The organism is Sporosarcina sp. YIM B06819 (assembly GCF_033485175.1).
GTDB lineage: Bacteria > Bacillota > Bacilli > Bacillales_A > Planococcaceae > Sporosarcina.
On record NZ_JAWLIQ010000002.1, the window covers coordinates 80,735 to 107,458 of the forward strand.

Annotated in this window: 27 protein-coding genes; 25 read left to right on the plus strand and 2 right to left on the minus strand. The window is 41.9% G+C overall.

The window, feature by feature from the left end; all coding sequences use genetic code 11:
* The first annotated feature begins 16 nt into the window (after positions 1-16).
* From R2B72_RS01890 to R2B72_RS01935, 10 genes are all read left to right on the plus strand, one after another.
* Positions 17-1,150, plus strand: coding sequence for a conserved virulence factor C family protein (locus R2B72_RS01890; RefSeq protein ID WP_318614450.1), 1,134 nt, complete (start codon positions 17-19; stop codon positions 1,148-1,150).
* 394 nt (positions 1,151-1,544) lie between these two features.
* Positions 1,545-2,744 carry a multidrug effflux MFS transporter gene (locus tag R2B72_RS01895; RefSeq protein WP_318614452.1) on the plus strand — a complete coding sequence of 400 codons (1,200 nt, stop codon included), beginning with the start codon at positions 1,545-1,547 and terminating at the stop codon, positions 2,742-2,744.
* Between the two features lie 69 nt (positions 2,745-2,813).
* Positions 2,814-3,257 (plus strand): hypothetical protein, encoded by a 444-nt coding sequence (locus tag R2B72_RS01900; protein ID WP_318614454.1) that lies wholly within the window; start codon positions 2,814-2,816, stop codon positions 3,255-3,257.
* A gap of 147 nt (positions 3,258-3,404) precedes the next feature.
* The gene (locus R2B72_RS01905) at positions 3,405-4,214 is read left to right on the plus strand and encodes an N-acetylmuramoyl-L-alanine amidase (RefSeq protein WP_318614455.1); all 810 of its coding nucleotides are present in this window, start codon (positions 3,405-3,407) and stop codon (positions 4,212-4,214) included.
* Positions 4,215-4,372: 158 nt separating this feature from the next.
* Positions 4,373-4,810 (plus strand): BrxA/BrxB family bacilliredoxin, encoded by a 438-nt coding sequence (locus R2B72_RS01910; RefSeq protein ID WP_318614456.1) that lies wholly within the window; start codon positions 4,373-4,375, stop codon positions 4,808-4,810.
* A complete protein-coding gene (locus R2B72_RS01915) occupies positions 4,807-5,586 on the plus strand; it encodes a class I SAM-dependent methyltransferase (RefSeq protein WP_318614457.1) in 780 nt (259 codons plus the stop codon). Before R2B72_RS01910 ends, R2B72_RS01915 begins: the two co-directional genes overlap by 4 nt.
* A 273-nt stretch (positions 5,587-5,859) precedes the next feature.
* Complete coding sequence (locus tag R2B72_RS01920; RefSeq protein WP_318614459.1) at positions 5,860-6,459, plus strand: YpjP family protein; 600 nt, start codon at positions 5,860-5,862, stop codon at positions 6,457-6,459.
* Positions 6,460-6,730: 271 nt separating this feature from the next.
* Positions 6,731-7,672 carry a thymidylate synthase gene (locus R2B72_RS01925; RefSeq protein ID WP_318614460.1) on the plus strand — a complete coding sequence of 314 codons (942 nt, stop codon included), beginning with the start codon at positions 6,731-6,733 and terminating at the stop codon, positions 7,670-7,672.
* A 15-nt stretch (positions 7,673-7,687) separates the two neighbouring features.
* Complete coding sequence (locus R2B72_RS01930) at positions 7,688-8,176, plus strand: dihydrofolate reductase (RefSeq protein WP_318614461.1); 489 nt, start codon at positions 7,688-7,690, stop codon at positions 8,174-8,176.
* Between the two features lies 1 nt (position 8,177).
* Positions 8,178-8,909, plus strand: a complete 732-nt coding sequence (locus R2B72_RS01935; RefSeq protein ID WP_318614462.1) for a lysophospholipid acyltransferase family protein — start codon at positions 8,178-8,180, stop codon at positions 8,907-8,909.
* 63 nt (positions 8,910-8,972) lie between these two features.
* On the opposite strand, the gene trhA is transcribed toward R2B72_RS01935, so the two are convergent.
* Positions 8,973-9,608, minus strand: coding sequence for a PAQR family membrane homeostasis protein TrhA (gene trhA, locus R2B72_RS01940; protein ID WP_318614463.1), 636 nt, complete (start codon positions 9,606-9,608; stop codon positions 8,973-8,975).
* Positions 9,609-9,680: 72 nt separating this feature from the next.
* Between trhA and R2B72_RS01945 the strand changes: the two genes are divergently transcribed.
* The 13 genes from R2B72_RS01945 to R2B72_RS02005 all read left to right on the plus strand — a co-directional run bounded on the left by R2B72_RS01945 (position 9,681) and on the right by R2B72_RS02005 (position 21,096).
* Positions 9,681-10,520, plus strand: a complete 840-nt coding sequence (locus tag R2B72_RS01945; protein WP_318614464.1) for a DegV family protein — start codon at positions 9,681-9,683, stop codon at positions 10,518-10,520.
* 40 nt (positions 10,521-10,560) lie between these two features.
* Complete coding sequence (locus tag R2B72_RS01950) at positions 10,561-11,376, plus strand: GDSL-type esterase/lipase family protein (RefSeq protein ID WP_318614465.1); 816 nt, start codon at positions 10,561-10,563, stop codon at positions 11,374-11,376.
* A 12-nt stretch (positions 11,377-11,388) separates the two neighbouring features.
* Positions 11,389-11,964 carry a YpmS family protein gene (locus tag R2B72_RS01955; protein ID WP_318614466.1) on the plus strand — a complete coding sequence of 192 codons (576 nt, stop codon included), beginning with the start codon at positions 11,389-11,391 and terminating at the stop codon, positions 11,962-11,964.
* A 12-nt stretch (positions 11,965-11,976) separates the two neighbouring features.
* A complete protein-coding gene (gene msrA, locus R2B72_RS01960) occupies positions 11,977-12,507 on the plus strand; it encodes a peptide-methionine (S)-S-oxide reductase MsrA (RefSeq protein ID WP_318614467.1) in 531 nt (176 codons plus the stop codon).
* Positions 12,504-12,929 (plus strand): peptide-methionine (R)-S-oxide reductase MsrB, encoded by a 426-nt coding sequence (gene msrB, locus R2B72_RS01965; RefSeq protein ID WP_318614468.1) that lies wholly within the window; start codon positions 12,504-12,506, stop codon positions 12,927-12,929. Before msrA ends, msrB begins: the two co-directional genes overlap by 4 nt.
* Positions 12,930-12,949: 20 nt before the next feature.
* The gene (locus R2B72_RS01970; RefSeq protein WP_318614470.1) at positions 12,950-13,171 is read left to right on the plus strand and encodes a YozE family protein; all 222 of its coding nucleotides are present in this window, start codon (positions 12,950-12,952) and stop codon (positions 13,169-13,171) included.
* 80 nt (positions 13,172-13,251) lie between these two features.
* A complete protein-coding gene (deoD, locus tag R2B72_RS01975; RefSeq protein WP_318614471.1) occupies positions 13,252-13,956 on the plus strand; it encodes a purine-nucleoside phosphorylase in 705 nt (234 codons plus the stop codon).
* A gap of 60 nt (positions 13,957-14,016) precedes the next feature.
* Positions 14,017-15,522, plus strand: coding sequence for a S41 family peptidase (locus R2B72_RS01980; protein WP_318614472.1), 1,506 nt, complete (start codon positions 14,017-14,019; stop codon positions 15,520-15,522).
* Between the two features lie 60 nt (positions 15,523-15,582).
* Positions 15,583-16,506: a GTP-binding protein gene (locus R2B72_RS01985; RefSeq protein WP_318614473.1), complete on the plus strand. Its 924-nt coding sequence runs from the start codon at positions 15,583-15,585 to the stop codon at positions 16,504-16,506.
* Between the two features lie 146 nt (positions 16,507-16,652).
* Complete coding sequence (locus R2B72_RS01990) at positions 16,653-17,462, plus strand: CAP domain-containing protein (RefSeq protein WP_318614474.1); 810 nt, start codon at positions 16,653-16,655, stop codon at positions 17,460-17,462.
* 114 nt (positions 17,463-17,576) lie between these two features.
* Entirely contained in the window at positions 17,577-19,007 is a 1,431-nt protein-coding gene (locus R2B72_RS01995) for a spore germination protein (RefSeq protein WP_318614475.1), read from the plus strand.
* Positions 19,004-20,023 carry a GerAB/ArcD/ProY family transporter gene (locus R2B72_RS02000; RefSeq protein WP_318614476.1) on the plus strand — a complete coding sequence of 340 codons (1,020 nt, stop codon included), beginning with the start codon at positions 19,004-19,006 and terminating at the stop codon, positions 20,021-20,023. The genes R2B72_RS01995 and R2B72_RS02000 overlap by 4 nt, the downstream gene beginning before the upstream one ends.
* Positions 20,020-21,096, plus strand: a complete 1,077-nt coding sequence (locus R2B72_RS02005; protein ID WP_318614477.1) for a Ger(x)C family spore germination protein — start codon at positions 20,020-20,022, stop codon at positions 21,094-21,096. Before R2B72_RS02000 ends, R2B72_RS02005 begins: the two co-directional genes overlap by 4 nt.
* Before the next feature lie 43 nt (positions 21,097-21,139).
* Here the strand turns inward: R2B72_RS02005 and R2B72_RS02010 are convergent, their stop codons facing one another.
* On the minus strand, positions 21,140-22,486 hold the full coding sequence (locus R2B72_RS02010) for an MATE family efflux transporter (RefSeq protein WP_318614478.1): 1,347 nt from the start codon (positions 22,484-22,486) through the stop codon (positions 21,140-21,142).
* Between the two features lie 117 nt (positions 22,487-22,603).
* Here R2B72_RS02010 and R2B72_RS02015 point away from each other — a divergent pair, with 117 nt between their 5' ends.
* Both R2B72_RS02015 and R2B72_RS02020 read left to right on the plus strand, forming a co-directional pair.
* The gene (locus R2B72_RS02015) at positions 22,604-23,680 is read left to right on the plus strand and encodes an undecaprenyldiphospho-muramoylpentapeptide beta-N-acetylglucosaminyltransferase (RefSeq protein WP_318614479.1); all 1,077 of its coding nucleotides are present in this window, start codon (positions 22,604-22,606) and stop codon (positions 23,678-23,680) included.
* Positions 23,681-23,879: 199 nt separating this feature from the next.
* A complete protein-coding gene (locus R2B72_RS02020; protein WP_318614480.1) occupies positions 23,880-26,690 on the plus strand; it encodes a 2-oxoglutarate dehydrogenase E1 component in 2,811 nt (936 codons plus the stop codon).
* Positions 26,691-26,724 lie beyond the last annotated feature (34 nt).

Genomic DNA, 26,724 nt, shown 5'->3' on the forward strand with positions numbered 1-26,724 from the left:
AGAGGGGGCTATACAAGTGAATATTGTAACGATTGAACCAACGCCGAGTCCGAACTCCATGAAAATTGTGCTCGACACGGAGTTGCCAAAAGGCACGGGGCTTAATTATAAAAAAAATGATGCAGGCACAGCACCACATCCAGTTGCAGCATTACTAAACATTACAGGTGTCAAAGGGATTTACCACGTCATGAACTTTATGGCAGTTGAACGTGTTGGTAATGTCGCTTGGGAATCAATTCTTGCCGACGTTCAAGCAGTTTTCAATGAAGAACAAAGTGCCGAAACGGAAGCTGAAATAGTTATTGACGATAGCTACGGGGAAGTGTACGTGCATGTGCAAACGTATAAAGACGTTCCGCTTCAGGTGAAAGTGTTCGATAGCAATTCGGAGGAACGTTTTGGTCTCAGCGAACGGTTTGTCAAAGCGATGGAAGTTGTGCATAGTACGGAAGTTGAAAACTATATTTTACTGCGTAAATGGGCTGATTACGGCATTCGTTACGGAGAAAAAGCTGAAATCGGTGAAACGGTTGTTCAAGAAATCGAAGCGGCCTATCCTGAGGAGCGGTTGCAGGAAATTATCCGGCAGGCGAATGAGGGGCAAGTGGAAACTGCTCAGCGTGGCAGAAAAGTTACGCTAGAAGAATTCACTGTGAACGAATGGGAAACAAGATTCCAATTGCTTGACCAAATGCCAGATCCAGATATGTCTGATGCACCACTACTTAGCAAGGCACTGGAAGATGACAAGATGTCGATTAGACGTCTCGCAACAGTTTACCTTGGCATGATTGAAGATGAAGCGGTCATTCCTTATGTTGAACAAGCATTGAGGGATAAAAGCTGGGCGGTGCGCCGAACAGCGGGAGACTGCATGAGTGACTTAGGCTTTGCAGGCTTTGAAAATGCAGCAATTGAAGCGTTGAACGATAAAAATAAATTAGTCCGCTGGCGAGCAGCGATGTTCCTCTACGAATCTGGAACTGAAATAGCACTGCCTGCGTTGAAAGATGCAGAAAATGATGCTGAGTTTGAAGTGAAACTCCAAATTCGTATGGCTATCGCGCGTATTGCAGAAGGCGAAGATGCCAAAGGCTCCGTTTGGAAACAGATGACGGAAGCGCGGATGGCATCGGCACAAGAATAAAAGGGTTAGACCAGCTAGGGTTGACCGGAAAGTTAGTTTTTATTAACTTTTTGGACAACCCTAGTTTTTAAATCGACTGAAGACTACATTTTATCCCCTGAAAAACACCATTTATAAACTTATCGATCATTTGCCGGGGATTATCAATCAATTCGAAGTCTTTATCGATCAATTGCCAAAGGTTATCGATCATTTCCGCAAAGTTATCGATCAATTGGGCAGAGTTATCGTCATTTCGGGACCTTCGACTCACCGCTTGGACACGGACGCATTGTTGACAGTCCTAGACTTCTTTCATATTCAATGTATTGGTGTTAGAGTAAGAGAATTATGCTCCAAAATCGTGGCCACTTCACGAATTTAATTCTCAGCGGTAGAAAGGTTGTTTTAGTTTATGAAACCAGTAACAGGATCAAAAAGATTTCGTTTTGCGTTATTACTTGGAACACTGGCTGCGATGGGGCCATTATCCATCGATATGTATTTGCCTTCATTCCCTACAATTGTAGGTGCTTTTGACACAACGGCATCATTCGTGCAGGTTAGCTTAACCGCTTGTCTGCTAGGTATTGGCTTAGGCCAGCTCACACTTGGACCGATGAGTGACGTTCATGGTCGAAAGAGACCATTACTGATTGGTCTTGCTGCTTATTTTGTTGCTTCTTTTTTATGTGTCATTGCGCCATCAATTGAATTTTTTATTGCCGCACGTTTTATGCAAGGGTTCGCGGCGTCGGCGGGAATTGTTATTTCGAGAGCGGTCGTTCGGGATGTTTACAGCGGAAGGGAACTAACGAAGTTTTTCGCTTTACTTATGCTTATTAATAACTTAGCGCCTATTCTTGCCCCGATTTTTGGTGGTGGAATTCTCGCGTTCACAGACTGGACGGGTGTATTTGCTGTCTTGAGCGCAATTGGTTTTCTGCTATTTGTCGTTGTCTTATGGAGAATGGATGAAACCTTGCCTGTGCAAATGCGTGTACCGAGCAGTATTTCGAATACATTGAGAAACTTTTTATCTTTACTGAAAAACCGCCAATTCATGGGCTTTGCACTGGCGCAAGGTTTCATCATGGCGGGAATATTTGCTTATGTTGCAGGGACACCGTTTGTCTATCAAAATATTTATGGAGTTTCGCCACAGACATTTAGTTTACTGTTTGGAATGAACGGACTTGGTCTGATTTTGGGAACGCAAACGGTGGGGCGCCTAACGGGTGTGTTATCTGAAAAGCAATTTTTGGAAATTGGTTTATTTATGTCCATTACTTCAGGTACATTGCTACTACTAGCGGTGTTGCTGAATGGCCCGCTACTCACGATTGTAATACCGATTTTCTTTTTCGTCGCTTCAATCGGTGTCATTTCAACATCGTCCTTCTCATTGGCTATGGAATCACAAGGACATATTGCTGGGAGCGCTTCTGCATTACTTGGGTTACTGCCTTTCATTCTCGGCTCAATTACAGCACCACTTGTAGGAATAGCGGGCGAAGAGACGGCAATCCCGATGGGGGTTATCATTTTCACTGCAAGTTTAATCGCAGTCCTAGCCTATGTAGGGTTAGCTAGAAACACGCTGAAAGAAAACTAATAGACAGCCGCTTGCTCAATTGAGTAGGCGGCTTTTTGAATAGTATAGAGCAAAAGGATGTGAGAGGATTTGCGGGAAGTTATCATTGCATTGATTAGCTCATCTATCACCATTATCATCACTAGCTTTTTTAACTATCATTTTCGATTAAGACAAGAGGTTCGCAACGAGTCTGTTAAATATACAACGGAAATATTAAAAAATATTTATACACCAATCTTGAAAATACTTGTTGCGGCTACTGTCCCCGGAGATGGTTATGACGGTATTACAAAAGAAATGCTTTTTGAAATTGAGGACATTATGAAGGTCAACTACGAATTAGTAGATCCTCATTTAAACGCCATCATTTATTCATTGAAAAAAGAAGTTAGATGGGAGCACTATGAGGAAAGTTTAAAGTTATTTGATAAAAATAAAAAATTATTGACCCATGTTGAACATCATTTCAATTTTTATCGGAAGCGAATTGGCTTGCCTTTTGATAAGACGAAGTTGAAAAAAATGATCTGACATCTGGAAGTGTTGTGCCGATAGATGTCTTTAAGATCAAAAGGACAAGTGCCGCCCTGTGAAAATGCAGCAAGAATATAATATAGAGAGAAAAAGTATTTGTGATGGATACTTTTTTTATCTTACAGAGAAAGGAGGTGCTTACAGATGGTTAAAATCGTAATCGATGCAGGGCATGGATTCAATACACCTGGTAAGCGTTCACCAGATGACGAGCGGGAGTGGACGTTTAACAATAAAGTGGCTCTCTATGCTATAGCTAAACTACAAACATACAAAGATGTGGAAATTCTCCGGGTCGATGATCCAACGGGCCAGACGGATGTGCCACTGACAACACGAACGAATCTTGCGAATGAATGGCAGGCAGATGTCTATGCCTCGATTCATCATAATGCTTTAAATGGCAAGTGGGGCCAACATAGCGGTATTGAAACGTATACGATGGACAACCCAACAGCCAACCCAAAATCCATTGAAATCGCGGGGGCTATCCATCCGCGAGTTGTCATGGCAATGGGCATTAGTAATCGTGGTATGAAGCGGGCCAATTTTCACGTGCTACGCGAGTCTGCAATGCCTGCGTTCTTAACAGAAGGAGGATTTATGGATTCGACAGTTGACATTACTAAATTACGCGATGATAACTACTTGAAGGCACAAGGGGAGGCTATTGCAGAAGGACTGGCGGTGTATTTTAAGTTACAGCTGAAACCAATTGTAAAAGAACTTCCATTAGTTCCGCAGCAAAAAGGTGGAGGTCAGCTCTATCAACCATCTATGCAGACCATTATCAATTCGACAATTGATGTGTTAATTCGGCTGGAAAATAAGCAAGAAGGTGCGTTATCATCCATATGGCGTGAAAAGTTAGCGCAAGGAACGTTGACGGACTCTGACGCAATCGGGATTTTGTTTATAGCACTAGATCGTGGATTATTGGGAGATGTGAAATGACATGATGGCACAACGGCTGGTTGCTCAAATGAGTAGCCGGCAGTTTTCATTTTGTTGAAAGTAACAATAAGTGAAAAACTTTTGCCGACAATGTAGAATGAAGTACGAAAAGGAAGTACTAGTAAATAGTGATGGAAGAATCGAAAGGGGATAGAAACATGAATGCTTACGATGAATACATGAAAGGCATCGTGAAACCGATGCGAGAAGAGCTTGCGAACAATGGCTTTACTGAACTGACAACGGCTGAGGCCGTTGAAGGAACGATGAAATCACTTGAGGGGACGGCACTTGTCGTTATTAACTCGGTTTGCGGCTGTGCGGCAGGTCTTGCACGACCAGCGGTGAGAGAGGCGTTGCAAGAAGCTACACATAAACCGGATCATTTATTGACAGTATTTGCGGGACAAGATAAAGAAGCAACAGCGATGATGCGCGATTATTTCCCAGAAGTACCACCTAGTTCACCTTCCATTGCCGTTTGGAAAGATGGGGCACTTGCCTACTTTATCCCACGGGAGCAGATTGAGAACTTTGAGATGGAGCAGATTAAAGACCATCTAGCGGAAGTACTAGGCCAAGTTTGTCAAAAGTGAGTACAATTATTACAACGGGCGGGCGACCTGATGAACGTTCCGAACAACTTGCGGTAGATGCTGCCGAAGTTCTTGGCTATCCCATTATTGAACGAAAAAAACGCTCAGTTGTCCGCTTGCAGCAAGAGTACGGAGCGGATGTTATCGTTGCGGGGAAAGATCGCTTCGATTTATATCGCATTGGCATGGACGAGCCTTTTTTCTTTCATCCCAATTCGGCTGCGTTTCGTTTGAAACGGTTGATGAAGGGTGAGACGGATCCACTAGTTGAAGTGGCGCAATTGAAGAAAGGGGATTCTTTCCTCGATTGTACGTTGGGGCTGGCCTCCGATAGTATTATCGCTTCTTACATCACTGGTAGTAGTGGTAAGGTAATGGGTGTCGAGGCGGATCGGGAAGTGGCGTTTATTACGAAGCGGGGCTTACGGTCTTTTCCTTCGGAGTCGGAGCAACTTGTACAAGCGATGTATCGGATTAACGTAATCCAGGTAGATGCAGTCCAATTTTTGCGCGAGCAACCCGATTCATCTTGGGATATTGTGTACATGGATCCAATGTTCCATTCGCCAATTGAGGAATCGACTAATTTCACTGCGCTACGGCAAGTAGGAGTCCATAGTTTACTGACGCAAGAGTGGATGGAGCAAGCACATCGTGTCTGTAAGCATCGGGTCGTTGTCAAAGACCGCTTTGATTCGCCGGTGTTTGAACAATTTCAAATGGAACAAAAAATTAGACCCAATACAAAATTCCATTTTGGTGTTATTGAAAAATAAAAAGCGCTGTCAGCCTCGAAATAGAGGGTGACGGCGCTTTTGCCATAATTAATGTGTGAAGCTTAAAGAGCTCAAATATAAAAGTAATGCGAGCATTCCGATACCAATTAGCAAAGTTACATCCATTTGTGATACCCTCCTTTAAAAAAACGTACATTTATCTACAGTTTTATTGTACAATGAAAGTAACAAAGATGAAACCTTTTCAGTACCATTTCGTCTAATAGATAGTATACTAGTTTTAAAAATATACACAAATGCGGGTGATGTTTTATGAAAAAATGGTTACAGAAAACACTTATTGTCGCGGTTGCCTTCTTAACACTCGGTGCCATTTCACCGAATCACCAATTTTGGACAAGTTTACAAGAAAAAGACCAAGCAAAACAAGCTGAACAACCACCTAAGATTACTGATTATTCAATCGGGTTAACGGACACCTATGTCTACGACCAATTGGAAGAGCAGGCTATTTCAGAAGAAGAATCACTGATTGCCTCCGCAAAGGAATTATCTTATGCGAAATTTGGTACAAAAATTGGCCCGGTAATTGCTGATGAATTTGACGAGGTTATTTTCCCGAAAATTGAAGAAGCCATTTACATGACATTTGAAAGTACAGGAAATTTGCATAAGCGTCGACTGGCTATCACAGAAAAACCAGCGGGCGACTATGCAGAGAAAATTTTCAACGTCTATGATGTAGCAGATGGCAAAGATGTAATTCGTTTTCATGTACGGACTGAAAAACGGCCGCAAGATGGTTACTTCTACAACTTCCATTATCATACAGCAGAAGATAGTTTTGTAGCTCATCATTCGATTGGTGACATTTACTGGTCAAAAAATACACCTCCTAAGTGGTTATCGTAACTAACCGCTTAAGAGGTGTTTTTTATCTGAATTCAGCCGAAGCCCAAACACCGGCTGAATTCAGATAAAGCCTCTGGCAGATGTCACGGATTTTTTAGGGGAACTTAAGAAGGCAGTCTAAGTACGCGACGTCCTGTCGCAACGACTGCATGACCTACTTCCTGTTGGCCACAAGCTCGAAAAAATCCGGACGCAATCACGCCGAGGCGTGATTGATTACCTTCATATGATTTTTTTGATATACTAAACATAAGTGTAAGGAGGCATATTTATGAAGCAGTATTTAGAGCTATGTAAACACGTTCTTGAAACCGGGACAAAGAAAGAAGACCGAACAGGTACGGGGACGGTGAGTGTATTTGGTTATCAGATGCGCTTTGATTTGAATGAAGGATTTCCATTAATGACAACAAAAAAGACGGCATTCCGGCTGATTTCATCGGAATTGCTTTGGTTTTTGAAGGGCGATACGAATGTCAAAACGCTAATCGAGGATCGTAATCCGATTTGGGATGAATGGGCATTTGAACAATGGGTCAAGAGTGCAGAATATACAGGGCCTGATATGATCGATTTCGGGCGTCGTGCTGCAAAGGACGAACAGTTTGCAGCTATTTATAAAATTGAAATGGATGCATTTAAAAAACGTGTTGTAGAAGACGCTGATTTCGCTGAGAAATATGCCGACCTTGGGCCAGTCTACGGTAAACAGTGGCGTTCTTGGTCGACAGGGGAAGGAACCATCGATCAGATTACCAATTTAATCGAGGGCATTAAGCGCAACCCGGATTCCAGACGTCATATTGTCACGGCTTGGAACCCTTCAGAAGTGGAAGATATGGCATTGCCGCCATGTCACGCGCTATTCCAATTTTACGTAGCAGAGGGCAAACTATCTTGCCAACTTTACCAACGCAGTGCGGATATTTTCCTTGGCGTACCATTTAATATTGCGTCGTATGCATTGTTAGTTCATTTGATTGCTCATGAATGTGGTCTCGGTGTTGGGGAGTTTGTCCATACACTTGGTGACGCACATATTTACGCCAATCATATTAATCAAGTAAATGAGCAACTAACACGTGAACCGAAAAAACTACCAACATTGAAACTAACTATCGGGGATAAATCAATTTTCGACTTAACAACTTCGGATATTGAACTTGAAAACTATGATCCGCATCCAAGAATAACAGCACCGATTGCTGTATAAGAAAGGACGATATCCATGATTTCACTACTAGTTGCACATGATCCAGACCATGTAATTGGTAAAAATAACGAATTGCCTTGGCATATACCCGAAGATCTTGCATATTTCAAGAAAATGTCGATGGGCAAAGCCATGGTAATGGGGCGCAAGACGTTTGAATCGATTGGCAGACCGCTACCGGGCAGACTGAATATTATTGTAACGCGCAATGAAACCTTTACAGCAGAGGGCGCTGTTGTTGTCCATGATTTACAGGAAGCTATTGCTAAAGGACAAGCGTTTTCTGATGAAGTGATGATTATTGGTGGTGCAGAAATATTCCAGACAACGATGGAAATCGCCAATCGGCTGTACATTACAAATATACAGCAAAAGTTTGAAGGGGATACTTATTTCCCTGTGTACGGACCTGAATGGAAGCTTACATCCACCTCAGAAAATCACACCACGGAAGATGGAATCCCTTATTCATTCCTCGTGTACGAAAGGAATTCTTCGAGCTAATATGTTAAAAACAATCCGGACGTTTTCATACCTTTTTGGTTACTTGCCATTTACGATACGAAGACTGGGTAAAATAAAGAAATTAAATCCGCAATTAGATTCGAATGTCCGAGACTTGTATGTAGATGAGGTTCCTAAAGTATGGGCAACAGGGATTATGAAACGTACGAAAAGTACCATTGAAATAACAGGCACGGAGCATCTACCTGCAGGACCTGTGTTATTGATTAGCAACCATGAAGGAAATTTTGATATTCCTGTATTGATATCTACGATACCGAAACCATTTGGCTTTATATCTAAGGTAGAAGTGAAGAAATTTCCGATTGTCAATGACTGGATGGTCGAGATGAATTGTGTCTTTATCGATCGCTCTGACAGGAGAAGTGCAATGAATGTGTTAAAAGATTCAACGGAGAAATTACGTGAAGGTCATTCGATTATTATTTTCCCTGAAGGTACACGTAGTAAGGGTACGGGAGTTCAAGAGTTTAAATCTGGTTTTGCCAAGATTGCACAAGACGCGGGCGTGACCGTTGTGCCAATCGCTATTCACGGAACTTCGGACATTATGGAAAAGAACAACAATAGAATTCGACCTGCATATGTTCAAGTAGAGGTTTTACCAGCAATTGATGCCGAAACGGTACTAGACATGAACAGAAAGCAGCTTGTTGATCATGCGGAAGCAGTCATTCGTCAAGCTGTAGAAGCGATGCAAGCAAAAGTCTGACATCCGTCGGCGGTCCAATTTAATTCAGCAGGGACTTTTGCTGAATTAAATTGAAAAACGTCCTCATGTATACAAGAGGACGCAGAAATACATCGAAGCACTTCCCGCCATAACGAAGACATGCCAAATCGCATGGTTATAAGGGATTTTCCTCCAAGCATAAAAGATGGAGCCCACTGTATACAACAGACCGCCTGCAACTAACAGTGCAAAACCCGCCATTGTTAGTTGGATGAATAAAGGTTTGATGGCTATCAAAATAAGCCAGCCCATCACAATGTAAAAAATGAGAGAGACAAACTCGAATCGATGAATAAAAAATACTTTGAACAAAATGCCTGCGATGGCTAGACCCCATATGACACCGAACAATGTCCAACCAAGCGCACCTTTAATGGTGACGAGGAGAAATGGCGTATAGGTTCCTGCAATCAGAATGTAGATGGCCGAGTGGTCCAGTATGGAAAAGATTCGTTTAAACTTAACAGGCATACTATGGAGCAATGTACTCATGAGAAACAACAGTAACATAGAGACACCAAAAATAGTGTAACTGACAATATGTGTAGCTGTGCCATGCCGTACACCTACAATAATTAAGAACACAAGGGCAGGAATACTTAGAACAAAGCCAAGACCGTGTGTGATTGCGTTCCATAGCTCTTCTCGGAAATTTTTAAAATCATAGGCAGTGGTCAACAAAATAACCTCCTTTATTTTACTATACTAAAATAAATTGAGGATTGCTACAATTAGAGAGGAGTGTGTGTTGTGAAAAAAGTTTATATTGTGACAGACTCAACAGCGGAATTAACAAATGAGGACATTGAGCAATATGGTATACAAGTTGTCCCGCTAACGATACACATTAATGGTGAAACATATATTGATGGAGTAGATATTCAACCTGACAAATTTGCCGAAATGATGAAAGGAGTTGCTGAATTACCTAAAAGTTCACAGCCAGCAACAGGCGTTTTCAAAGAACTGTATGACCGATTAGGTGAGGATGGTAGCGAAATTATATCCGTACATATGACAGGCGGTATGAGTGGAACAGTGAAATCTGCCCAAACAGCCGCCGAAATGACAGATTCAAACGTGACGGTTATCGATTCAATGTATATTGCGCATGCATTAACATTTCAAGTGCTGGAAGCTGGGGAGATGGCGCAGCTAGGAAAAACGGTTGCTGAAATCGTCGAGCATCTAAATGAGGTACGAAAAAAGACATCACTTTTCGTTGTTGTCGATGTGCTAGATAACCTTGTGAAAGGTGGTCGAATCGGTAAAGGGAAAGCAATGATTGGTTCGTTGCTCAATATTAAACCGATTGCTACACTGCAAGACGGTGTCTATACACCCGTCGCGAAAGCACGTAGTCATAAGCAAGTTGTTGCTCATTTATTTAAAGCATTTAAAGAAGAAACAGCAGGGAAAATTGTCCGCGGTGTCGGTATTGCACATGTAAATGGCTTGGCGATGGCAGAGCCGTTAAAAAAACGCATTGAAGAGACGGGCGTGAAAGATGTCAAACTAACATTTGCAACACCTGTCATCAGTACACATACGGGCGAAGGTGCAATTGGATTTATGTACTACACTGAGTAAAACAATTGATTCTTAATAGATGAAAAGGGGAACGATACGTATGAGAAGAGTATTCCTATTCATAATTGCCTTCTCATTATTGTTATCGGGCTGTCAAGCAGAGCCAGTAAAAACACCGGACTCATTGTCGAAAAGGCCAGAAATCGCATTTACGTCTTGGGACATCCCAGGCTATTTTATCCCGAAACGGGTTCATGTCATTGGTTTGGGCGATTCGCTGACACAAGGTGTTGGGGATGAGCTGAAAAAAGAGGGCTATTTTGGCCGGGTGACGGGCGAGATGAATCATTGGCGCGGGGTTAAAGAAGTCGAAGCGTCCAATTTGGCAAAGCGGGGACGAAGAAGCGATCAGCTCATTGACCAGCTTGGCGAGCAAGATATACAATCGGACATCAAAAGGGCCGATATGATCTATTTGACGATTGGCGGCAACGACATTATGAAAGTCGTCAAGGCTCATTTATTTAATTTGAAGATTGAGCCTTTTTATGTTGAACTTGGGAAATTTGAAAATAGGTTGGATGAGTCATTGTCTATTATTCGTGCATTGAATAGTGATGCCATCATAGTGGTTGCAGGCCTTTATAATCCGATTACACTTGTGACGAATGAAACGAATGAATTTGTCGATATTATTGATGATTGGAATGAAGCGATTGAAGTCCGCACGTCTCTGGATGCCAAAGCGTGCTTTGTCCCAGTTATCGATCTATTTGATACCAATGAAAATATGGTGTACCACACCGATTTCTTTCATCCGAATGCTAAAGGGTATGATGCGATGGCGGCTCGTTACCTCAAAGAATTGAAGGAATGTGGTTTGCTGGAGCTGTCAGACGGGGAAATGGATATGTAGGAGCTGAACGCGATGAATAAATGGAAAATCGGATTTTTTTTACTAGCGGGTCTCGTCGCGGCGGCGATTTCTGCAGTCATTGTATTCATCAGTAGTACTACTGAATCAGTTCCACTTCCTGATATGAATACACGCAATATGTCAGACAATGTCTTGACAGTAAAGGCGACAAAAGAAAACTTGGAAGGCATCGCTAATACATTTATACGAAAGGCGATGAAGGAGGGGCCACTTCCAGTAACGATGAAAATCAGTGATGAAGTGTTATTGTTTTCGGAAATGACGATGTTTTCGTTAACATTCCCCGTTATTATGCATTTTGACCCGGTTGTACAACAAGACGGCAATTTAATTTTGAAGCTCTCAAAGATGGAAATTGGAGAATTAACCGTAATGCCTTCGATTATTTTGAAAATCTTAAAAGATTCCGTGAAGCTGCCCGACTGGATGACCGTTCGTCCAAAAGAAGAGGAAATATTTTTCAACCTTTCCGAAATTCCAGTTACGGGCAATCTACAAGTGAGAGCAAAAACATTCAACTTGGCAGAAGATGACATTATTTTGGAACTCATTATTCCCCAAAAATAAGGAGGTATGGAGATGCCGCAATCAGTGGCAACATTTGCAGGCGGTTGTTTTTGGTGTATGGTTAAACCATTTCATCGTTACGAAGGTGTTCTTGCAGTCGTTTCGGGTTATACCGGAGGAGATATTGCCAATCCGTCATACGAACTCGTTTGTACAAATACAACCGGACACCGCGAGGCCGTTCAAATTACATTTGACGATGACGTCATTTCATACAGTGAGCTTCTGAACATTTTCTGGCGTCAAATCGACCCAACCGATGGAGGAGGTCAGTTTTTTGACCGCGGGGAATCGTATCAGACAGCAATCTATTATCATTCAGCTGAACAATTAGCGTTAGCCAGGCAATCCAAGCTTGAACTGGATGCTTTGAATAAATTCACGAAGTCCATTGCAACGGATATCCTACCCGCAAAGCCATTTTATGCGGCAGAACAAGGGCATCAAGATTATTACTTGAAAAATCCTGCGCATTACAATCGATATGCAACTGGATCAGGTCGCGAACAGTTCAAATCAGACAATTGGGGTGAGGAAGAATGAAAGAGGATCTGAAAAAGAAATTAACGGACATGCAGTATTACGTCACGCAGGAAAATGGCACAGAACCGCCTTTCCGCAATGAATTCGATAGTCATTATGAACAAGGCATCTATGTCGATATTGTGTCAGGTAAGCCGTTATTCAGTTCAAAAGATAAATTTGACGCAGGATGCGGTTGGCCAAGCTTTACGAAACCAATTGAAGCGATGGAAGTAATCGAGCACTTTGATACAAGTCATGGGATGCGCCGGACGGAAGTACGCAGTAAAACAGCAGACTCGCATCTCGGGCATGTATTTCCAGATGGACCAGGCGAAGACGGACTCCGTTACTGCATCAATTCGGCAGCTCTTCGTTTTGTACCTGTCGATCGTTTTGAAGAAGAAGGATACGAAGCATACACGCAACAATTTCTAGACTAACAGTAAGGAGGAATGAATAGATGGATCGATCTTTTTACCGTTTTGTTCTTTCATTCCGTGGTGGGGGTAAAGGTGATTTACATGCTATGTTTGCGGAAGCGATGTTCAATGACCTAAGTTTTCCAAAAGAAGAAAGGTCCTTTGATTCACTATCACGCTATATCGAAGAAAAGGCAGACGAACAAATGCCATCCGTCATTTTTGATGAATTATATCGAATGTACGAAGAGCGTTTTCTATAAGGCAAGGCGGCATCTTCATTGCATAATGGCTTATTTGACTGTATGATGAGAACAGAAAATTTGAAAGAGGGGCTAATAAAATGAGTATACATATCAACGCAAAAAAAGGTGACATTGCAGATACAATTCTACTACCAGGGGACCCACTACGTGCAAAATACATCGCTGAAACATTTTTAGATGATGTTACCCAATACAATGATGTTCGGAATATGTTTGGCTATACTGGAACGTATAAAGGAAAGCGTATTTCCGTACAAGGGACTGGAATGGGAGTTCCATCTATTTCGATCTATGTAACGGAACTTATGCAAGAATACGACGTGCAAAAATTGATTCGCGTTGGAACTTGTGGGGCTATTCAGAAAGACGTACACGTTCGCGACGTAATCCTTGCACAAAGTGCATCTACGGACTCCAAGATGAATGACATCATCTTTAACGGTGTGAGCTATGCACCAACTGCGGATTTTGATCTTTTGTTGAAAGCGCATCACGCGGGTCTTGAAAAAGGTTTGAAGCTAAAAGTCGGCAATGTCTTTACAGAAGACGTTTTTTATAATGAATACGCACAGCATGAAAAATGGGCACAGTACGGTGTCTTGGCAGTTGAGATGGAAGCGGCAGCATTGTATACACTAGCAGCGAAATTTGGTCGTCAAGCACTAGCGATTCTAACGGTCAGTGACCACATCCTTACAGGGGAAGCAACATCATCAGAAGAACGCCAAACGACGTTCAATGATATGATTGTAGTGGCATTAGAAGCAGCCATTCAAGAATAATTGTAGGAAAGGACCGCCCGCAATGTAGCGGTCTTTTTCTGGTGGAAAGTGGGAAATAGGATGGATGACAAAGAGAAAATAGATCTTGAACAACAAAGTGAAACTACTCACCAACCGCCTGCCAAACGAACGATTAATTTAAAACCGTTTTCCTTTGTGATGTTGGTGTTCGGTCTCGTATTGGCAACAGCTGGTATAACGTTCTTTGTGTTAACCACAGGTGAGGATAAAGTTGTTGAGGTAGTGAGTCCACAAAAGCCAAAAGTTGTAGACCGCAATGAATTTAAAAAGTTGTATAATGCGTATGACGAAATGCTTGCGAACTATTATGATGAAATTGATGAAACAGCTATTATTGATGGTGCCATCAATGGCATGATTGATGCACTTGGCGACCCTTATTCTGATTACTTGAATGTGAAAGAAGCTCGACAATTGCATGAGAGTATTTCATCCAGCTTTGAAGGCATTGGTGCTGAAATACAAGAAAAAAATGGCTACATTAACGTCGTGTCTCCTATTAAAAATTCCCCTGCAGAACGGGCGGGGATTTTACCGAATGATCTCATTATCGCGGTAGACGGTGAGAGCATCCAAGGCTTATCTTCATCAGAAGCTGTCTTACTTATTCGTGGCGAAAAAGGGACAACTGTGACATTAAGCATTAAACGTGGCGAAGCAGCGGAAACCGTCGATATCAAAATTGTCCGTGATGTCATTCCAGTCGAGACGGTCTATACAGAGATGTTAGAGGATGATATTGCACATATTCGTATTACTAGCTTCTCGGAAGGTACTTATGCTGAACTACTGACAGCCCTCGATGACATGGAAGCGCAAGGGATGAAGGGCTTGATCGTCGATGTCCGTCAAAATCCAGGTGGCATACTAGATACTGCCATTGAAATTTCTGATCTGTTTGTGGAAAATGGTAAGAATTTATTCCAATATGAAGCAAAAGGCTCGAAACCGATTGTCTATACAGCTTCTGGAGATCGTAAGGTGACTGTTCCAGTAACACTTGTGATTGACGAAGGAAGTGCTTCGGCATCTGAAATATTAGCGGGGGCTATGAAAGAATCTGCTGATATTCCACTTGTTGGTGTGAAAACATTTGGTAAAGGAACAGTTCAATCACCAAAAAATCTTGCAGACGGCTCTAATTTGAAACTGACAACGGCAAAATGGTTAACAGCTGATGGCAATTGGATTCATAAAAAAGGAATTGAGCCAACAGTTAGCGTTCCATATCCATCATATGCCATGTTGCCATTCCTCGATCCTGCAACAGAAATGAAGGTAGGCATGAATACGCCTTCTATTAAAGATGCGGAACAGATGCTAGAAGCGGTTGGTTATGATCCAGGTGACATTGATGGGTTGTTTAATGAACAAACTGCACAAGCTGTCCGGAAAATACAACAAGACCTGAAGTTAGAAGAGAATGGTATCCTAGCAGGAGAAACAACACTGGGCTTGATGAACAAACTACGGACAAAAATTCAAGTAGATGATCCGCAGTTATTGAAAGCGAAAGAACTACTACTTGAAAAGTTAGGACAATAATAGAGAGGCGTCCAGCCCTAATCGGATGGACGCTTTTTCTTATGAAAAGGGGTATAGAAGATGATTGATGTTTACTTATTCAGTGGCTTTCTTGGTAGCGGGAAAACGTCGCTATTGCTTCATACAATTGGACAATTGAAAGAACAAGGAAAGAAGCCAGCCGTGTTAATGAATGAATTTGGAGCATTGCCTTTTGACTCTGATGCCGTTGAAGGGGAGGGGGACGTCCCTCTTAAAGAGCTATTAGAAGGTTGTATTTGCTGTACAGGGTCTGAAAAAACGGAGGCGCAACTACAAGGGCTACTGGAAGAGAATGAGGATATTGATGTGATCTTGATTGAAACGACGGGCGCTGCGCATCCAGTGGAGGCACTGGATGCTATCTATTCACCTTTATTCGCAGACAAGCTTGCCATCAAAGGTATTGTGACCGTCGCTGACTCTAAACGTTGGTTAGAGCGTGACAAGCTATCTCCACAAATTCGAGCGTTATTCATGGAACAAATTCGCCATGCCCATCTGCTTATTGCGAATAAAGCAGATCTCCTCACAGACGAAGAAATGGCAACTGTGACACTTGAATTGTCTAATTTTAATGATTCCGCCCCGATTATTCAGACGACTGGTGCAAAAATCGCATTTTCTTTTATTGAAAAGACATTGCAAGCTCCAAAAAAAGTTACTGATCAACCTATCGTTTCTGGAAAAGGTCTTCCGCTATCTTCAAAAATGATTACTTTTTCAGAAAGTGTAGACAAAGAAGATTTCGAGAATTGGATTAGGAATTTACCAGACACGGTTTATAGAATGAAAGGCTATGTACCTATCAAAGGGTTTAAAAATCCTTTTTTATTCCAATATGCATATGGCATGGTTAATTGGCTGCCTGAATACGTCAAGATAGAACCACGCCTTGTCATCATTGGAGAAGGGATTGAACTGCTAAATTACGAGGACGTCAACCCCAATTTAAATGAAATATAAAGAGAGTTGACCAAAAGTATCCAATTTCTAATCAAACGATGTCTATGACAAAGGTATTTATCATAGAACTGGACAAATTGGTAAGAACATCCGTTATTCTGAATCTCACAGACGGTATGATAGTTTGCGAAGGGAGGAGTAATGAGATGAAAAAAACAATAGCAGTACTCATGCTCGGTTCGGCGCTCTTACTGCCGAACAACACAAGTGTAGAAGCTTCAAGTTCAGTGAATAAGGTACAGGCATCAAGTGTACCCGTTCAATGTTACGTATGGGAGGGGAAACTCTACGATACGAAAACGAATAAGGTGAATGTCGATAGTTATCTAAACTATTGGAAGAAGTTTTCTAACAAATATACAATGGAGTTTGTACCAGCTCCAAGTAAGCCGGTAGAAAAGCCGAAGCCAAGTAAACCGGTAGAAAAACCGAAGCCAAGTAAGCCGGTAGAAAAACCGACACCGTCTTTACCAACACCAACACCAACACCAACACCAACACCAACACCAACACCAACACCGGAAAAACCTAGTGAGGTAACACCGGAGAAACCTAGTGAGACTCCACAAGATGCGTCTATTTCAGCGATTGAAAAAGCGGTTCTTGACTTAACGAATGCAGAAAGACAAAAAGCGGGTCTTCAACCATTACAAACGGACAAAAACTTAATGACTTCTGCACGTCAGAAATCAGCAGACATGGCTTCAAACAATTACTTTTCACATACAAGCCCAACATACGGATCTCCATTTGATCAAATGAAGGCAAATGGTGTGACGTACAAAGCGGCAGCTGAAAATATTGCGATGGGTCAACGTACAGCTGAAGAAGTTGTTAAAGGCTGGATGGAGTCACCAGGACATAGACAAAATATTTTAACTGCTAGTTACACGCATATCGGTATTGGATATGACAAAAACGGCAACTACTGGACGCAGCAGTTTATCCAAAAATAATAGTAGGAAAGAGCCATCCCTTACTGGAAACCATCCGGTGTAAGGGATGGCTCTTTTTCTTCAACGTTTAAAATTTTTTTTCGCAGCTCATACTCTGTATAAGAGGTGAGTGCTATGGATGATGTGAAGTCGATTGACGGAATGATTTTATACATAAAAAACATATTTCATGATTCGGCAGATCTGATTGTTGAAGAGATTGAATGGCAAAAAAAACCGGCGATTATCTGCTATTACTCTGTGATAAACGAAGCGTCCCAAGTAAACAAAGAACTAGAACTAATTCGGAATCGGGCGGAAGAAGGTCTATTGAAATGGGGAGAAACGGCCGCATCAACCGTTCAAGCTTTTTCTGTTCCTACATTGATTGAAAATGTGGCGACAGGTTCTGTCGCTGTTGTTTTTCCTTTTACAAACTTGCTGTTAAAAATCACAATTCCGAAAATGCCGGTGCGTAGTATTTCCGAACCAGATAATGAGCACGTCATCCGAGGGCAGCATGGAGGGTTTGTTGAATCATTCGAAACGAACATTGGAATCCTGCGAAAGCATCTTGCCATTCCCGATCTTGTTGTTAAATCCATGCGTCTTGGAAGCGATACAAATACACTTGTAAGCTATGTCTATATTGAGTCAATTGCAAATAAAGATGTCGTGAACGATTTAAAAGATAAATTGGAAAATATCGGTTTAAGTAAAATATGGGGTACAGGGCCAATTGAAGATTACTTAGAGGACTCAGTCTGGTCGCCATTTCCGCAATTTTTGAATACGGAACGTCCTGATCGTGTTATTGCCAATTTACTAGAAGGAAAAATAGCGGTTTTTACTGATAGTTCTCCAACGGCACTCATCGCCCCGGTTAACTTCTTTTCTTTTTATGAATCGCCGGATGATTACAATGCACGAGTTCTCGTCGGTTCGTTTTACCGAATTCTCCGTCTCATTAGTTTTATGGCAGCTATTTTTTTGCCTGCGTTTTATATTGCAGTTGTTAGTTTTCATTCGGAAATCATTCCTGCTGAACTAGGCAAACAAGTGAAGCTGGCGGTCAATGATATACCCTATCGCCCAATAGTTGAAGCACTTATATTGGAATTATTTATCGAACTGATACGAGAATCAGCTATACGTCTTCCAACGCCGATTGGCCAAACCATAGGGATTGTTGGGGGTCTGGTTATTGGAAATGCCATTGTCGATGCCGGTTTTGTGTCGAATTTTATGGTCATTGTCGTAGCGATGACAGCCATTTCAAGTTTCGTCGTTCCATCTTGGGAAATGAATATGAGCATTCGCCTCATTCGATTTCCATTTATGCTTGCGGCAGCGTTGTTCGGTTTTTTTGGCATGGCGATTGGGACACTCGTTCTCTTTATCCATCTTTTGAATTTGTCATCATTGAAACAGCCCTATTTTACACCGATTATTCCTTTTGACCCATCAAGATTTAAGGATGTGTTCTTTAGGATTCCGTATGTCCGTATGAACAAACAACAAAAAACGTTTACCCACGGTGCAGATAAAGAAGGTGGGGATCGTTGACGTTTAACTTATCAAGAAACCAATTTTTTTTATTGCTATTCATTGCACAAACAGGAACGGTTTCTCTTTCTTTCCAAACCCCATTTATCAATGCAACAGGGCGTGATGCTTGGCTAGTTTTTATAGGTGTCGGCATCTTCCATTATGTGCTGTTGCTTATCTATGAAAAAAATTATCAATACTTTAAACCGGGACCGATTGCGTCTTGGCTCTTTATAGGCTATTGGTTTCTGATCTTGGTTTCTTTCATTTCCTATGTTGACTATACACTTGCAGTTTGGGCATTCCCTGATACGCCCCAGATTCTCGTAATTGCAATTATGGTAGGAATATCGCTTTACGCAAACTTAAGCCGTGCTGAAACCGTCATCAATTTAAGTGTTATCCTGGTCCCGCTAATCCCTCTATTTTATATTCTTTTGTTATTCGCATGGCCTAACTATGTATGGACGAATTTGTTCCCGATAGGCACTTTAGATCGATCAGAGTTGATAAAGGGGTTACTCACTTCACAATTCACGTTTATCGGCATTGAGCTATTTTTGTTTTTCAGAAAGCATGTTGATCAACAGCATAAAGTGAAAGGACGTCCACTTTTCATCTATCAGTCGATATGGATGGTCTTTTTTTTCAGTTCAGTTCTGTTTACGCTAGCCTATTTCCCATTAGTTGAAATAAAAAGGATTCCGGAACCGATTATGTATATTTTGAAAACGCAAACGGTGTCATTCGTTGAGAGAATTGATTTGTTTTTTATATATTTATGGATGATGTGGAGTATCATCACGATTGCCATCTTCGCCTTTACATCAATTTATGTTCTTCAGCTTCATGTAAAAGGTCATCGGAAAAGAAATACAATTATTTTGCATATCTTGCTGGTGTTATTCCCGCTTTTGTTTCTGTCAAAAGAGCGGGTAGCAATGATCCAGAGCACTCTTCCCTATTTCCATCTGTTCTTCATAATGGTTGTACCAACCATCGTCATTTTGATGAATAGGAGGAAAAAGAAATGAGGGTAAAGGGGTTTATTCTACTGATCTGTACTTTGCTGTTAAGTGGGTGTTGGGATGAAAAGCAATATCGAGATGTAACCAATGTCTCGCTTGCCGGGCTAGAAGGTACGCCAGGAAATTACAAGGCACAATTTGCTTTTCCGGTTTATGTAGATGGGGCCATCAGTTATACGACCGTAACAGGCCATGGTATTAGTACCCGTGGGGCAAAAAACAGTACAAATACGTCTCAAGGGCTTGATACCGCTGAACTTGAGGTACTACTGTTAGCAGACGATGCTGCTAAAAATGACATATACCCTTATCTTGATGTGTTATTCCGTGACCCCCGGAATCGACTTAGTGCGAATATGGCAGTTGTCGAAGGAGAACTGGCTCCCTATTTCGAACCGATTAAAGGTAAAGGGGAGGATATTTCAACTTTTTATACACAATTGATTGATACAGCCGCTAGATATACATTAGTTCCAAAAATCGATCTTCAACAAACGTGTACGATTCTTTTTGCAGAAGATATAACCCTTGCCCTTCCTTATATTAGAATGGACGAAGAAAGCGGTATGCCCACAATCGCAGGTACTGCATTATTTAATGATCAAAGGGAATTTACGGGTGAAGTTTTGGATAGGAAGGAATCGGCAATATTGATGCTACTCCAAAAGAAAAAGGGGAAATTTTCTCGTCTTGATTTCTTATGGAAAGAGGGGGCACAAGAAAGCCCTCTGTCAATCAATATTATGGCGATAAAAAAAGATTGGAAAATCTCAGACAACCAAATAAATGCATCCTATAAATTGAAGGTCTCTGTCGAGGAATTTCCACACGACAGCTTAAACAAAAAGAAAACTAAAAAGGACGTAGAAGATTTCATATCCAAGGAACTAACGAAGAATTTTACGGCAGTCGTCAAAAAACTACAAGAAGCTAAAAGTGATGCCGTGGGGTTCGGACAACCCGTACGTGCATTTCATCCTAAATTATGGGAGCGAGGAGATTGGGGTGATACATTTTCAGAGATACCGATTCAGGTAAAAGTGAAGGTGGAGATGATGCGGACTGGAATACTGAATTGAAAATATGAAACCCCGCGGCCATAGGGCATCGCGGGGTTTTAGCTTATCTAAACTTCTTTTTTTGAATATAAAGCAGTCGACCGGATAGCGTAATGGCTCCGACTGTCAGACCGGCAATCAAACCAATCCAGTAACCATACGGCCCCAAATCAGTGTAAGTCGCCATCAAATAACCAATCGGTAACCCAAGCACCCAATACGAGATAATCGCCATAACGAATGTGACATTGACATCCTTATAACCGCGTAATGCTCCTTGAACAGGGGCTTGAATCGCGTCCGAAAATTGGAACAGCGCGGCATAGAGGAAGAACTGTATGGCTAATGCGATAATTTTCCCATCCGTTGTATAAAGGGAGGCAATTGGTTCTCTGAACACTAATAGAATGACGATAGAGATGAAGCTGAATGCAACTGCCAGACCGACGCTAAGAAAACTGTACTGCTTGGCGTCGCGCATTTGTCCTGCTCCAACAGCTTGCCCAACAAGAATGGTTGCGCCCATTGAAATACTGAGCGGAATCATATATAACAGCGAAGTGAAATTCAAGGCAATTTGATGCGCAGAAATAACGGCTGTGGAATAGTTACTCATCATCAGTGTGACAGCAGAGAAAATACTTGTTTCCACAAAAATTGAAATACCAATCGGCACACCGATGAACAAAATCTCTCTCCATCTTTTTAATGAAATCTTTTCCCAAGCCGTAAACAGCTTAAATTCTTTAAATGGTTTTCGTAGCCAAGCCACAGAACAGGCAATAAAGAATACGAGCCAATACGTGATAGCTGAAGCATAGCCTGCACCCGCACCCCCGAGCTCTGGAAAGCCTAAACTACCGTAAATAAGTAAATAGTTAAGAATGATATTAATCGGTGCTGATAGCAAGATGATAAACATCGACACACGGGTTGCACCGAGTGCATCGAAAAAAGAACGTAATACTGTGTAGGCGAAAAGGGGGAGAAGACCGAAGCACAACCCCTTTAAATAATCCGACGCTACAATACGCACTTCTGCTTCTAGTGACATAGCTTCTAGAATAGGTGTAACCGCGAATACAATAATGGCATAGACAATTACAGCGAGTGCGACCGATACGTAAAGACCTTGCTGTACGGAAGGCCGCACTTCCCCGCGCTGACGTGCCCCAATCAGCTGGGCAATAATCGGTGTCAGTCCCATTAGAATACCGGCAAGTCCAGTATAGACGGGTACCCAGAAAGACGAGCCGATGGTAACGCCAGCAAGATGATAAGTGTCATAACGTCCTGTCATCAAAATATCGAAGAACGTCATCATGTACAACGCTACTTGTGTAATGAGAATTGGCATGACGATTGTCGCCAATCTAAACGGCTTTTTTCGTAAAGAAAGTGTAGTTTCCAAATAAATCATCCTTTTTTCAACAGATAACTAACATTGTATCATGATTCGTTTGCTATAATAGCAATGAGCTTTAATCAAGGTAATATATATTGCTAATTTTAGAAGAGGTGAATGGTCATGAAAAGACCGGTAATTTTATTAACAGGAGGCGGCACGGCAGGACACGTGTCTGTGAATCAAGCGCTGATTCCTGTATTCGATGAAAAAGGATATGAGATTCATTATATAGGGTCGCATGAAGGGATTGAAAAGGAGCTGATTGGCAACGGCCATCCAGAGGTTATTTATCATGCTATCCAAAGCGGAAAGATCAGGCGTTACTTTTCTATGAAAAACTTTTCAGATCCATTTCGCGTTGGTGCGGGCGTTATGCAAGCACTGGGGATCATTCGAAAAATTAAACCGGAAATTATTTTTTCAAAGGGTGGATTTGTTACGGTACCTGTTGTTCTGGCTGCCAAACTTGCGAAAGTTCCTGTTGTTGTTCATGAGTCGGACTTGACGCCTGGACTTGCTAACAAACTGGCACTACCATTTTCTAATCATATTTTTACAGTATTTGAACAAACATTAAACTATGTACCCGCAGCAAAAGCGACGTGTAGTGGGGCAGTTATTCGACCAGAATTATTTGAAGGTGTGCGGGAAGACGGCTTACGAATTGCGTGTTTATCTGGAAACAAGCCCGTACTTCTTATTATGGGAGGGAGCCAAGGTTCAGCGGTCGTTAATGAAGCGATTCGTAAAGACTTAGGAGCTATTCTCCAACAGTTTGATGTTATTCATCTGTGCGGAAAAGGGAATGTGGATGACAAACTTGAAAGTATGGCGGGTTATACGCAGTTTGAATATGTCACAGAAGGCTTGCCACATCTTCTTGCCGCATCTGATTTTACCGTTACAAGGGCGGGGTCGAACGCTATTTTTGAATTGCTGGCTTTGCGCAAGCCAATGTTGCTTATTCCATTGTCAGCAGCCAAAAGTAGAGGAGACCAAATTTTGAATGCGGCTCATTTTGAAAAACTGGGCTATGCACATGTGCTACAAGAAGAAGAAATCGCCAATCGCGCTTTATCGACAGAATTCGCTACTTTGGTCGCTGCAGAGCAGTCGTTGATTGAAGAAATGAAAAAATCTTCGCTGCCAAAAACACCTGAAAAAATGGTAGAAATGATCTTGTTACACCGAAATTAGCTGGACTAGACAAATTCTATTGTTATTAGTTTAAAAGGTGGGTTGCAAGTCATTCAAATTAGGTGTAATGTAGTCCCGGGCACAAAAGTTTCACAATTGACGCTAAACCCTTTCAGTTAAAGAGTTTGCGTGGTAATATTAATAAGGATAAAAAATAAAATCACAATATGCCAGTAGGCAAATGTGGAGGTCATTTTACATGTCGAACAATGTTGACTACCATCGTTCCCCGTATGCGGTATTTTCGGGTCCTAACCTTGGGTATGTAATGGAAATGTACGAAGTGTTCAAAGTATCGCCTGAGTCTGTGGATGCTGAACTGGCGGACATGTTCCGTCGTTTTGGTGCGCCTATAATGGATGAAGGGAAGCAAACTGAAGCAATTGGAGCTGTTGCACCAGCTGATTTCAGTAAAGTATTATCTGCCTATAAATTGCAGGACGCAATTCGTACATACGGACATCTCGCAGCAGATATTTATCCGTTACAAGATCGTCCGAAAGACTCAACGCGTATTGAAGCATCCTACTACGGCTTAACGGAAAGCGATTTGCAGGCAATGCCAGCGTCACTTTTCTTTACGACTATTCCGCCGAACGTCATGCATGGGCTTGATGCTGTGAACTATTTGAAAACATTATATACGGGAAAAATCGCTTATGAATTTGATCATGTCATCGATGAAGATGAAAGAACTTGGATTCAATCTAAGATTGAGAGTGGCAATGTGTCTACTCAATTATCTGTAGATGATAAAAAAGCGCTTCTTGAAAGATTGACAAAAATCGAAGGATTTGAGAAATTCATCCACCGTACGTTTGTCGGTGCGAAACGATTCTCCATTGAAGGATTGGATACACTTGTTGTCTTCCTTGACGAACTTGTTCGTCGTTCTGAAGAAGAGAAAACGAAAAAAATGTTGATCGGGATGGCGCATAGAGGCCGCTTGAACGTGCTGACACATATTTTAAATAAACCGTATGAAATGATGTTTGCTCAATTTGCAGGTGTTCCAGACGCTCCGTTTCTTCCTAAAGATGGTTCACTTGAAGTGACACGCGGCTGGTTTGGCGATGTGAAGTATCATATGGGCGCATTGTATACAGGAAAAACAGGCATGCAACGTTTCCTTGCCTATAATCCGTCTCACTTGGAAGTAGTGAATCCGGTTATTACTGGACAAACGAGAGCTGCACAGGAAAATACTGATCAGCCAGGAGTACCTCAACATGATACAGATGCTGCTTATGCAGTACTTATTCACGGTGATGCGGCATTCCCAGGACAAGGAATTGTACCTGAATCGTTTAACTATAGCCGTGTCCGTGGATTCAAAACAGGCGGTTCTATCCACGTGATTGCGAATAATATGATCGGCTTCACAACCGAGTACTATGATTCAAGATCAACACACTATTCTTCAGACCCAGCAAAAGGGTATGAGGTGCCGGTACTTCATGTCAATGCGGATAGTCCTGAGTCAGTTATTGCAGCAGCATCATTCGCATTTGAATACCGTCAAAAATTTGGCAAGGACATCCTAATTGATCTTCTTGGCTATCGTCGTTATGGTCACAACGAAATGGATGAGCCACTTGTCACAAACCCAGTTATGTATCATGCAATCCATGAGCATAGGACAGTACGTGAGTTGTACGGTTCAGAGCTTACTGCAGCGAATATCTTAACTGAAGAAGATGTGACAAAGCTTGATGCAAAAATAATTGCAACGATGCAAGAGGCATATGACAAAGTAAAAGAACTATCTTCGCAAGTGGAGCCTATTTCAAATGCTACGCCAGAAGAAGTACTTGCTGGATATCCACGTGATCTTGAAACGGGGACTAGTGAAGCCAATCTTCGCCGTATTAATGAAGAATTACTGACATATCCTGAAGGCTTCAATGTATTCGGCAAATTGTCGCGGATTTTGAAGCGTCGTGAAGAACCGTTTAACGGCAAAGGGAAACTCGATTGGGCACATGCAGAAACACTTGCATTCGCTACTATTCTTCAAGATGGTAATCCAATCCGTTTGACAGGTCAGGACGTTCAACGTGGAACATTTGCACATCGTCATCTAGTGCTCCACGATGAGAAAACGGGCGAAGAACTCGTTCCGCTTCACCATATTAGCGGTTCAAAAGCTTCTTTCGTCGCGTATAACAGTCCGTTAACGGAAGCAGGAATTGTAGGTTATGAATTTGGTTATAACCTAGAAGACCAAAAAGCATTATCGATTTGGGAAGCGCAATATGGAGACTTCTCTAACATGGCACAAGTTATGTTTGACCAGTTCGTCTCTTCAAGTTACTCGAAATGGGGTCAACAATCCGGACTTGTTATGCTATTACCACATGCATATGAAGGCCAAGGACCTGAGCACTCAAGTGCTCGACTTGAACGTTATCTACAGCTTTGTGCGGAAAACAACTGGACAGTAGCAAACCTTTCAAGTGCTGCGAACTACTTCCATATTCTTCGCAGACAAGCAAAAATGCTCGGTGAAAAATCGATGCGTCCGCTTGTCATTGTGTCACCCAAATCACTACTTCGTCATCCACTTGTAGGTGCGGACGTTGACGATTTGACTGCAGGTCATTTCGAAACCGTGTTGGAGCAACCAGGAACAGGTAAGAAGACCGACAAAGTAGAGAAAATTTTGTTCGCAAGTGGGAAAGTAGCGATTGATCTTGCTGAACGTGTCAAAGATGGAGAAGGCTTCGATCATTTACACATTGTTCGTGTGGAACAGCTATATCCGTTCCCATCTGAAAAAATTAGCGATATCATTGCTCGTTATCCGAACGCGAAAGAACTTGTTTGGGTACAGGAAGAGCCGAAAAACATGGGTTCATGGTTATTCGCAAACAATTACATTCGCGAAATTGCGGGTGATAAGGCGGTTTCTTATGTGGGTCGAATCCACCGTGCTAGCCCATCTGAAGGCGACGGGGAATCTCATAAGATTGAACAAAATCGTATTCTTGACGAAGCATTGAAAAAATAATCATCACACTGTATGATAATGAATGGCTTTACAC

Excerpts from the sequence above, each read along its gene's own strand:
- R2B72_RS01895 (WP_318614452.1), top strand. The coding sequence starts at position 1,545 with ATGAAACCAGTAACAGGATCAAAAAGATTTCGTTTTGCGTTATTACTT.
- R2B72_RS01905 (WP_318614455.1), top strand. The coding sequence starts at position 3,405 with ATGGTTAAAATCGTAATCGATGCAGGGCATGGATTCAATACACCTGGT.
- R2B72_RS01910 (WP_318614456.1), top strand. The coding sequence starts at position 4,373 with ATGAATGCTTACGATGAATACATGAAAGGCATCGTGAAACCGATGCGA.
- R2B72_RS01920 (WP_318614459.1), top strand. The coding sequence starts at position 5,860 with ATGAAAAAATGGTTACAGAAAACACTTATTGTCGCGGTTGCCTTCTTA.
- R2B72_RS01925 (WP_318614460.1), top strand. The coding sequence starts at position 6,731 with ATGAAGCAGTATTTAGAGCTATGTAAACACGTTCTTGAAACCGGGACA.
- R2B72_RS01930 (WP_318614461.1), top strand. The coding sequence starts at position 7,688 with ATGATTTCACTACTAGTTGCACATGATCCAGACCATGTAATTGGTAAA.
- R2B72_RS01935 (WP_318614462.1), top strand. The coding sequence starts at position 8,178 with ATGTTAAAAACAATCCGGACGTTTTCATACCTTTTTGGTTACTTGCCA.
- R2B72_RS01950 (WP_318614465.1), top strand. The coding sequence starts at position 10,561 with ATGAGAAGAGTATTCCTATTCATAATTGCCTTCTCATTATTGTTATCG.
- R2B72_RS01955 (WP_318614466.1), top strand. The coding sequence starts at position 11,389 with ATGAATAAATGGAAAATCGGATTTTTTTTACTAGCGGGTCTCGTCGCG.
- msrA (WP_318614467.1), top strand. The coding sequence starts at position 11,977 with ATGCCGCAATCAGTGGCAACATTTGCAGGCGGTTGTTTTTGGTGTATG.
- msrB (WP_318614468.1), top strand. The coding sequence starts at position 12,504 with ATGAAAGAGGATCTGAAAAAGAAATTAACGGACATGCAGTATTACGTC.
- R2B72_RS01970 (WP_318614470.1), top strand. The coding sequence starts at position 12,950 with ATGGATCGATCTTTTTACCGTTTTGTTCTTTCATTCCGTGGTGGGGGT.
- deoD (WP_318614471.1), top strand. The coding sequence starts at position 13,252 with ATGAGTATACATATCAACGCAAAAAAAGGTGACATTGCAGATACAATT.
- R2B72_RS01980 (WP_318614472.1), top strand. The coding sequence starts at position 14,017 with ATGGATGACAAAGAGAAAATAGATCTTGAACAACAAAGTGAAACTACT.
- R2B72_RS01985 (WP_318614473.1), top strand. The coding sequence starts at position 15,583 with ATGATTGATGTTTACTTATTCAGTGGCTTTCTTGGTAGCGGGAAAACG.
- R2B72_RS01990 (WP_318614474.1), top strand. The coding sequence starts at position 16,653 with ATGAAAAAAACAATAGCAGTACTCATGCTCGGTTCGGCGCTCTTACTG.
- R2B72_RS01995 (WP_318614475.1), top strand. The coding sequence starts at position 17,577 with ATGGATGATGTGAAGTCGATTGACGGAATGATTTTATACATAAAAAAC.
- R2B72_RS02005 (WP_318614477.1), top strand. The coding sequence starts at position 20,020 with ATGAGGGTAAAGGGGTTTATTCTACTGATCTGTACTTTGCTGTTAAGT.
- R2B72_RS02015 (WP_318614479.1), top strand. The coding sequence starts at position 22,604 with ATGAAAAGACCGGTAATTTTATTAACAGGAGGCGGCACGGCAGGACAC.
- R2B72_RS02020 (WP_318614480.1), top strand. The coding sequence starts at position 23,880 with ATGTCGAACAATGTTGACTACCATCGTTCCCCGTATGCGGTATTTTCG.